Annotated in this window: 11 protein-coding genes and 1 pseudogene; 3 read left to right on the top strand and 9 right to left on the bottom strand. The window is 29.7% G+C overall.

From position 1 onward, the window contains the following. Window positions 1-520: 520 nt before the first annotated feature. From UNSWCS_RS10710 to UNSWCS_RS12600, 6 genes and pseudogenes are all read right to left on the bottom strand, one after another. A complete protein-coding gene (locus tag UNSWCS_RS10710; protein WP_021088518.1) occupies window positions 521-778 on the bottom strand; it encodes a type II toxin-antitoxin system RelE family toxin in 258 nt (85 codons plus the stop codon). Then, window positions 775-1,005, bottom strand: a complete 231-nt coding sequence (locus tag UNSWCS_RS10715; protein ID WP_021088521.1) for a DUF6290 family protein — start codon at window positions 1,003-1,005, stop codon at window positions 775-777. Before UNSWCS_RS10715 ends, UNSWCS_RS10710 begins: the two co-directional genes overlap by 4 nt. Window positions 1,006-1,353: 348 nt before the next feature. Beyond that, window positions 1,354-1,593, bottom strand: a complete 240-nt coding sequence (locus UNSWCS_RS10720) for a hypothetical protein (RefSeq protein ID WP_035144046.1) — start codon at window positions 1,591-1,593, stop codon at window positions 1,354-1,356. 485 nt (window positions 1,594-2,078) lie between these two features. Continuing rightward, window positions 2,079-2,312: pseudogene (locus tag UNSWCS_RS12775) on the bottom strand (hypothetical protein); the annotation flags it as partial. A 49-nt stretch (window positions 2,313-2,361) separates the two neighbouring features. Further along, entirely contained in the window at window positions 2,362-2,679 is a 318-nt protein-coding gene (locus tag UNSWCS_RS12685; RefSeq protein WP_265182496.1) for a transposase, read from the bottom strand. Between the two features lie 41 nt (window positions 2,680-2,720). Continuing rightward, window positions 2,721-3,050, bottom strand: coding sequence for a transposase (locus UNSWCS_RS12600; RefSeq protein WP_235044411.1), 330 nt, complete (start codon window positions 3,048-3,050; stop codon window positions 2,721-2,723). Window positions 3,051-3,308: 258 nt separating this feature from the next. On the opposite strand from UNSWCS_RS12600, the gene UNSWCS_RS10730 reads away from it, so the two are divergent. From UNSWCS_RS10730 to UNSWCS_RS10740, 3 genes are read left to right on the top strand one after another with little or no spacing between them, the layout of a single operon-like run. Then, window positions 3,309-3,518 (top strand): DUF6471 domain-containing protein, encoded by a 210-nt coding sequence (locus UNSWCS_RS10730; RefSeq protein ID WP_021088519.1) that lies wholly within the window; start codon window positions 3,309-3,311, stop codon window positions 3,516-3,518. A gap of 24 nt (window positions 3,519-3,542) precedes the next feature. After that, window positions 3,543-4,607 (top strand): hypothetical protein, encoded by a 1,065-nt coding sequence (locus UNSWCS_RS10735; RefSeq protein WP_021088515.1) that lies wholly within the window; start codon window positions 3,543-3,545, stop codon window positions 4,605-4,607. Beyond that, window positions 4,595-5,332 (top strand): R.Pab1 family restriction endonuclease, encoded by a 738-nt coding sequence (locus UNSWCS_RS10740; protein ID WP_021088520.1) that lies wholly within the window; start codon window positions 4,595-4,597, stop codon window positions 5,330-5,332. Before UNSWCS_RS10735 ends, UNSWCS_RS10740 begins: the two co-directional genes overlap by 13 nt. On the opposite strand, the gene UNSWCS_RS10745 is transcribed toward UNSWCS_RS10740, so the two are convergent. The 3 genes from UNSWCS_RS10745 to UNSWCS_RS11595 all read right to left on the bottom strand — a co-directional run bounded on the left by UNSWCS_RS10745 (window position 5,318) and on the right by UNSWCS_RS11595 (window position 7,062). After that, window positions 5,318-5,575: a hypothetical protein gene (locus UNSWCS_RS10745; protein WP_035144047.1), complete on the bottom strand. Its 258-nt coding sequence runs from the start codon at window positions 5,573-5,575 to the stop codon at window positions 5,318-5,320. The genes UNSWCS_RS10740 and UNSWCS_RS10745 overlap by 15 nt on opposite strands. Window positions 5,576-5,595: 20 nt before the next feature. Next, window positions 5,596-6,015 (bottom strand): hypothetical protein, encoded by a 420-nt coding sequence (locus UNSWCS_RS10750; RefSeq protein WP_051267854.1) that lies wholly within the window; start codon window positions 6,013-6,015, stop codon window positions 5,596-5,598. A 396-nt stretch (window positions 6,016-6,411) separates the two neighbouring features. Beyond that, window positions 6,412-7,062 (bottom strand): DUF4279 domain-containing protein, encoded by a 651-nt coding sequence (locus UNSWCS_RS11595; protein ID WP_021088517.1) that lies wholly within the window; start codon window positions 7,060-7,062, stop codon window positions 6,412-6,414. Window positions 7,063-7,132 lie beyond the last annotated feature (70 nt).

Here is a 7,132-nt window from a genome sequence, read left to right on the forward strand (position 1 = left end):
GATACGTATCTGCCTGCTCTTCTCCAAATTTGTCAAAATAAAGTAAATAATATCCTTCATTGTCGCTATACTTTACGATACTTAGTGCAAATGGTTTTGGCAAAAGAGTGTTGCCAGAATAGTGAATTATTTTTGGTATCTGCCCCAATTGCGCATTGTCCTTTAAATAAATCTTATAAAGCTCTCTCATTTTTGACTATCTCTAATAATTTCTACCGCCGTTTTTTCTATTATTTTTCTGCCATCAAACTCTGGGACTTTATTTTTTAAACATCCTTTTAAGAACATAGCTAGCACTATATTGCCTACTAGCTTATTATATAGATAGTTCCATATTTTAAGAAGCTATCTAGATGATACACATTTAAATATTTTTGATATTAGAACAATATTAATAACCACACAAAAACTTGTATCAAAAATTACTAAAATTGATAAGAAATATTATAAAAAACGATATAAAGTTGCATTTAAAAAATATAAAGTTTGATTAGACTCATAATAAATCAACAAAACTTTGCTAATTATATGCCTCGCTTCTTTTTTTAATATTGATTACAAGGATAATTAACTCATTGTCATTTATCTTGCAAATTATCCTATAATCGCCAACTCTATATCTCCAAAGTCCAGCTAAATTTCCAACTAAAGCCTTGCCACTATCTCTTGGATTATCAAGGCGCTCTATCTCTTTAAGTTTTTTAAGTATTCTGGCACTTATACCTTTGTCAATCCTAGTCAGCTCAGCTAGTGCATTTTCGCTAAAATTTACTTTCATATTTTTACACCAAGTTTATTGGCTACTTCATCTATTGAGTAGAATTTTGGATTTGGTGTATTTTCTATGTTTTTTAGCTCATTTATGGCGTCTGTATAATCTTCTAAATCTTCCAAGAAATTTCTAATGGCTTCTTGGACATAAAAACTCTTGGTTCTTTTTGTATCACTGGCTAGTCTTTCAAGTGCTTTGCCAGTCTCTTCATCAAGTCTAACTGAGATTTGCATATCATTCCTTTATAATATTTGTAATGCAAGTATTATATATAATGCAAATAAAATTTATCTAAATTTTAAGCCTTCGTTTAACTTAATCTCGCAAATGAGCAATATATTAAGGAAGAACCATAAAAAGTTAAATCAAATTTAAGTAGATTTTCTCCTGTCAGCCTTAGTAGAGTTCTTAAGACTACTCCTGCACTAATAGCTGATTTGGCTAGGGATGATTATACCAACTAGTTGATAAAATCAATAGCTCTTTTAAGAATAAAATTTAACCTATCAACGTACTAGCTTAAAATAAGTAATTACAAGAAAAGATTTATAAATTTATTGATTTTTGACAATACTATATTACTAAACTTTATGTTCAGCTATCAAGTTTGCATCTTCATCAAAATCATTAAGAGAATAGCCTAATAAATTTAGTAAATTTACAGAACTTATAACTATCTTATTCCAAATTTCTAGCATTTCATATAAATCTGTATCTGTATTATTGTTTTTACAAATAATATCAAGTTTATTTTTATATTCTTTTATAGCCAGCAACTCATTATTATCAAATAAGTAATTATTTCCGGTATTATGTAACATCCGCACAAGACTTTCATTCTAAAATCAGCTAAAATTCAGTCTATTGCAGCATATCGTAATGAATTTTATATAGCTGAATCTAACGTAATATCCGCTCTCATTAGTAAGTATTCCGAGCTTCAGGAAAATATCAAATATCATCAAGATATAATCTCAAAGCTAAAATCAGAGCTTGAAAACGATAGATAAAACTATTGCGATATTTAATCCTAGCTATAAGACCACATTCATCCAGGCTAAAAGAGTTAATAATGCTTTATTTTCCTCACGGAGAATTAAATCCGTAGGAGATTATAGAGTATCTAAAGATAAAGCCTATCACTGTAAATAAAATAGCCAAGTATGTTTTTAAAGACGAGAAGGTGGACGACGTTTTCATTGCTAAATACAAACAAAGCACATATTCCATTTAATTTAAAAGCTCATAAAAAGAGGAACTGTCTCGTTATTTACCGACAATGGAGTAAAATTCATAAAATAGCGTCCTAAGCTCCGAGTCTTTCGGCTACTCTGTGATTGCCTTGCCGTTTGCTTGCAGTTACGAGCGCAGAGAAGTAAAGTAACCGCAAAAACTCGTTAGATATTGAGTTGTCGGCTAGGCATCTCGATAAGATATCATCCATTATGGCTTTATTATTATCTAGCCTTCTAGCATCTTCTCGGAGAGCAATCTCGTTTGCGTAGTTTGATAAATAAAGCGTTCCTAGTTTATGGCATTGACCGTATTGTAGCCTTCTAAATCTAGCGTTAAAGCTTTCGCTTTGGTTATTATTTTCCCCCGTTCATACCGCTATATTCTATTTGGCGATTTACTCTTTTTAAATCGTAATGAGCTAGCAAAACGTCGTAAGCCGAAATCTCATCGGTATGAATTTCACTGTTTGGTGCAATATGAGATTTGGTAGCATTTATATCTAAATTATTCTCGCTTTTTAATATAAAGGTCTTAGTTCTACCAGCTCCGCTTCCAGACAAATTTCTTTCTCTAAGCGATATGATAACTCTCTTATTTGGCTTAAAAGCCTTACGTCTATCTACTCTATTATTAGCGGGTTTTATGTAATTTCCGACATATACTCCGTACATCTCGACTATACCGCTCAATTTATTATCAGATTTTTGCTCTATTAAGCTTTCTCTGATTTTATGAGTAAGACCCAAGCCATTTTATATTGAACGTCCAGGTCTCTACCAAGCTGTAAGACCGAAATACCTTTCGTAGCGTTAGAAAATATAACAATAGCAAGAAGCATAACCATAAAGTCTAGCTTATGAGAGTGAAATATCGTTCCGCTAGTAACGCTAAAGGTATGAAAACAATCCTTGCAGCGATATTGTAGTCTACTTTCTATAAAATAATGAGACGAAGCGCTTCCGCAAATCGGACAAACAGGATTACCTTTGTTGGAACTCCAACGAATCGATTTAAAATACTCGTAACACTCGTTCTCGCTCATACTAGCTATCTTTCTAACCGAGATTGTTCTAGCCTTAGACGAGAATTAGAAGTATTGGGACATTTTTTAATCTTTTTTTATCTTTATTTATGATGATATTATATCACATATATGATTATATTTTAATAAATATATAAAGATATTTCATTTTATTAGATTATTTATAATTATTTATTGTTGTATTATAAAATTTTAGATATAGTCATAAAATATACTCGATTTGGCGTTAAGAATGAATGCGAAGTAAAAAGGCTATTGATGACCGAATATGAAAAACGAGCAAAAGTGTATCTAAAAACACAAATGGCAAAAGCTGATATAGACTATCCAAGACTAGCAGAGCTATTAAAAGAAAAAGGCTTAAACGAATCAAGAGAGAATTTAGCAAATAAAATTAATCGAGGTAAGTTTAGTTTTGCGTTTGCCTTAATGGTATGTGAATTGCTCGAACATAAAATTGCAGATTAATAAAAGGTAAAAGAATAATAAGATATGGCAATACACACACATACACAAATTCATTTAAACAAAGCTGATACGGTTAATTTGGGTTCATACTATACACCCCAAAAATTAGTTAATTTAGCTTATGAGCTATTAAAAAATAACATAAAAGAGGAATTTGAAAACTATACATTACTTGATAGCTCTTGCGGGTATGGGGAGTTTTTAAAATACGATAGTTTAAATAAAAAGGTAGCGGCGGATATTGATGAAATAGCTATCGCGAGACTAGAACTAAAGCATAAGTATGTAATTAATGCACTTAATATGGCGAGTAGAGCAACCTACAATATCAAAGATAATGAAAAATTAATCATAGTTGGCAACCCCCCGTATAACGATATTACGTCTCAAATCAAGAAAGATATAAAAAAACAAGATTTTGTAATAGATGTTGACTTAAAAACAAGAGACCTCGGCATATCTTTTTTACGCTCTTACGTAAAGCTATATCCTGATTATATATGCGTTTTACACCCTCTATCATATCTCGTAAAATCATCTAATTTTAAATTATTGAATGATTTTAGGATGCAATATAAGCTAATAGATGGCCTAGTTATTTCATCAAGATATTTTACAAGCGGAGTAGAATTTCCGATTATTATTGCGTTGTATAAAAAGGGCACTATGAGCTTTGATTACATCAAGAATTTTAGTTTTAAAGCAGAAGACGGCGCTGTTTTTAAGTTAAACGACTTTGATTTTATAGGAAACTATCTAAACAAATATCCAAAAAAGGAAGCTAAAAACCCTGCAGGCTACTTTTATACTATGAGGGACATTAATGCCCTAAAAAGAAATAAAACTTTTTTAAAAGAAAAATGCGCCAATGCTATTACAATAGAACAAGAGCATTTACCATATTACCACTATGTTAATCTTTTTAAAATTTATGCAAAAAATCTTCCTTTTTGGTGTGGAAATTTAGATGTTTTTATCGATAATTCCTTTTTTAGCAAGCACGTCGAAGATTTCGTTAAAAGTTCCAAAAGTGGTAAAATATCGAAAGTAGTAGATAATTATTTTAAGGAGATTCTATGCTGCAAGTAAACCAACAAAGACAAGAAATATATGTAGATATTCCACTTACTACACAAACTGGAAAAACTAGAGTGAAGGTTAGAAATACTTTCGCTGACTATGGAGAACCTACAGCAACGAGACAAACCCCTTTTGGTCCAAATCATTATATCGAATGGCAAATTGGGTATGATGTTACGCAGGATAGAATAAACGATACAACTCTAGGACACTTGCAATTTACGGGGGCAAACGGTAGGTTAAAAAGTTTATATGAACTTAGCGAAATAGTTCATTATCTAAAAAATTTTGGGGCAATATCACCCCAACAAATTCAAGCACTATCTCAAAGATTGGCAGCTCTGCCAGTTACGAGCTTTATCGAAAATTCCTTACATATCAGTAGAGATATATTTATGCCCAAAACAATTGCTGGATTGAATTTTTATTGCTCTCATATTAATTATCCATTGGCTATATATCAGTTCAACGGGAACCTTATATCTGAAGTTATTATTCGAGAGAAGCAAAGAGCGATTGGAGTTCAACCAATGCTGTATTTTTGCTTCCCTGTTACAAATCTTTCGCCAACTACGACTTTACCTTTAATTGGTAGAATGGCAAACCAAAACGAACATGCTAATCTTATAATAAATAGAAATGATGCAAACGACTATTTAAAAATGCTTGAGATTTTTGGGGTTCTGAGCGAAAGTCACAATCACGACATATTGGAAATTTTACGCATTATATAACAAACGTTTATTTTGTGCATTTGCCACATAATACCGGTCTTTTTCCCAAAAAAGGATTTTATACACAATATTTCCAACTAAATTTTTATTAGAAATTAAAAATTTAATTAATTCTATTTTTTTACCGACACAAACATTTTCAAAATCAAATTTAGATTTTATTGCATATTTTTTCTTTTTACTTTTAAGTAAAGTTTTAAATTCTTTATCAAAATTTTCTGAATTAACAATATAGTTTTTCATAATATTACCTTACATGTTTTTTATATCCCCAAGTGCAAAAAATATAAATTTTTAGAAATTGCTATATTAATCAATTCAAGTAATTTTTCTAATTGAAAAATTACTCTATTTTTATCTAAAACAAAATTTTTTCTATTTGTCTTTAAATTTATCTTGTTTAACAAATGCAAATTTTGTTTTATTACTATCTTGTTGCTAGAATTTGTAAAAAATTCTTTCCAGTTAAGAATTGTTTTTTGAAATTCTACCTTATCTATAATCCAAGTATAGCCATAATAGTTTAATCCTTTTCTTTTATTTTTGTCATTATTCCAAGTAGTCACTATGTGATTAAATGAGTTAATAATATAAAGCATTAAATCATCATCGACAATAGCAATGTTTTCTTCACAATCTAGATTGTTCTGCGTAGTTTTTATTAAAAATTCATGTTGCAACATTTTATTGTTTCCCAAACGATATAATTTTGTTACCAACTTTGTCTATATAATAGCCGTTCTTATAATATCTAACCACTCCGTCAGTTTGACCAGATATTACTCTTGCTCCTTATAAATCTATTTTTAAACAATCTCCATTATATTTTGAATAAATAAATTCTTTTAAACTATCATAGATTATGGAACTAGAAGCATAAGTTAATTCAGTTTTTTTTCAAATTAGAATTTTTTAAAATTACTTCACTCATTTTAAATCCTTGATTTTATTGGCATAGCACCGTAGGGTGGGCATCCTTGCCCACCGAATTTTATATTTTTATCAAATTTTATCATTTTTAATCCCTTAATTAAACCTTTGTAACGGGCAAAGAACCACCCCTACGGTACTAATATTTTTTAACTTAATCCGTCAAATGAAATTTTTGAATTTAGCACCAATGCTAGTTGCATCAGTTTTTCATCTATTTCTATGCAAAAGCCGTCCCTACCAATATCTACGACAAAATAAATATTCACAGAACAACTATTTTTGCGAACATATTCTCCGAGCTTATCTTTAATATTGTAAAACAAATCACAAAGTCTTTTTGATACCTTACTAAGTTCGTTTGCCTTTATAATTTTGGTTTGAAATTCCCATAAATTATTATCTCGTATTCGTTTGCTTTTTAACATTTCGCCAATTTTACCAATTTTTGTCGGTGCAAATTTTATAATATTATTCAAATCATCAATCAGACTAATATTTTTGCTTTCAAAAGATATTTCAGCGTAAATTTTTGTATATTTATTTATTTTGTGATTTTGGTATGGTTCAAGAATTGTGTAAAAACCATTTGTAAAATAATTATCAATATTTTGTGTAAATTTATCAATTATAAAACACTTTTTTGGGAATTGATTATATCCTTGTAAATTTTTGTATCTATTTACTGCTTCTGATGCACTTTTTAAAGATGAATATATGCCAAGATTTTTTTTAGCTTCGTGTTCATTTTGTTTGCCGTATTCATAAGAATGATATAATAAAAATATTTCGTTTGACATTTTAACCCATTATTTTAATTTTTGATTTAGCTTCATAAAAACCTACAACTCTAAATTATATATATCGTGC

This window comes from Campylobacter concisus UNSWCS (assembly GCF_000466685.1).
Classification (GTDB): Bacteria; Campylobacterota; Campylobacteria; order Campylobacterales; family Campylobacteraceae; genus Campylobacter_A; species Campylobacter_A concisus_A.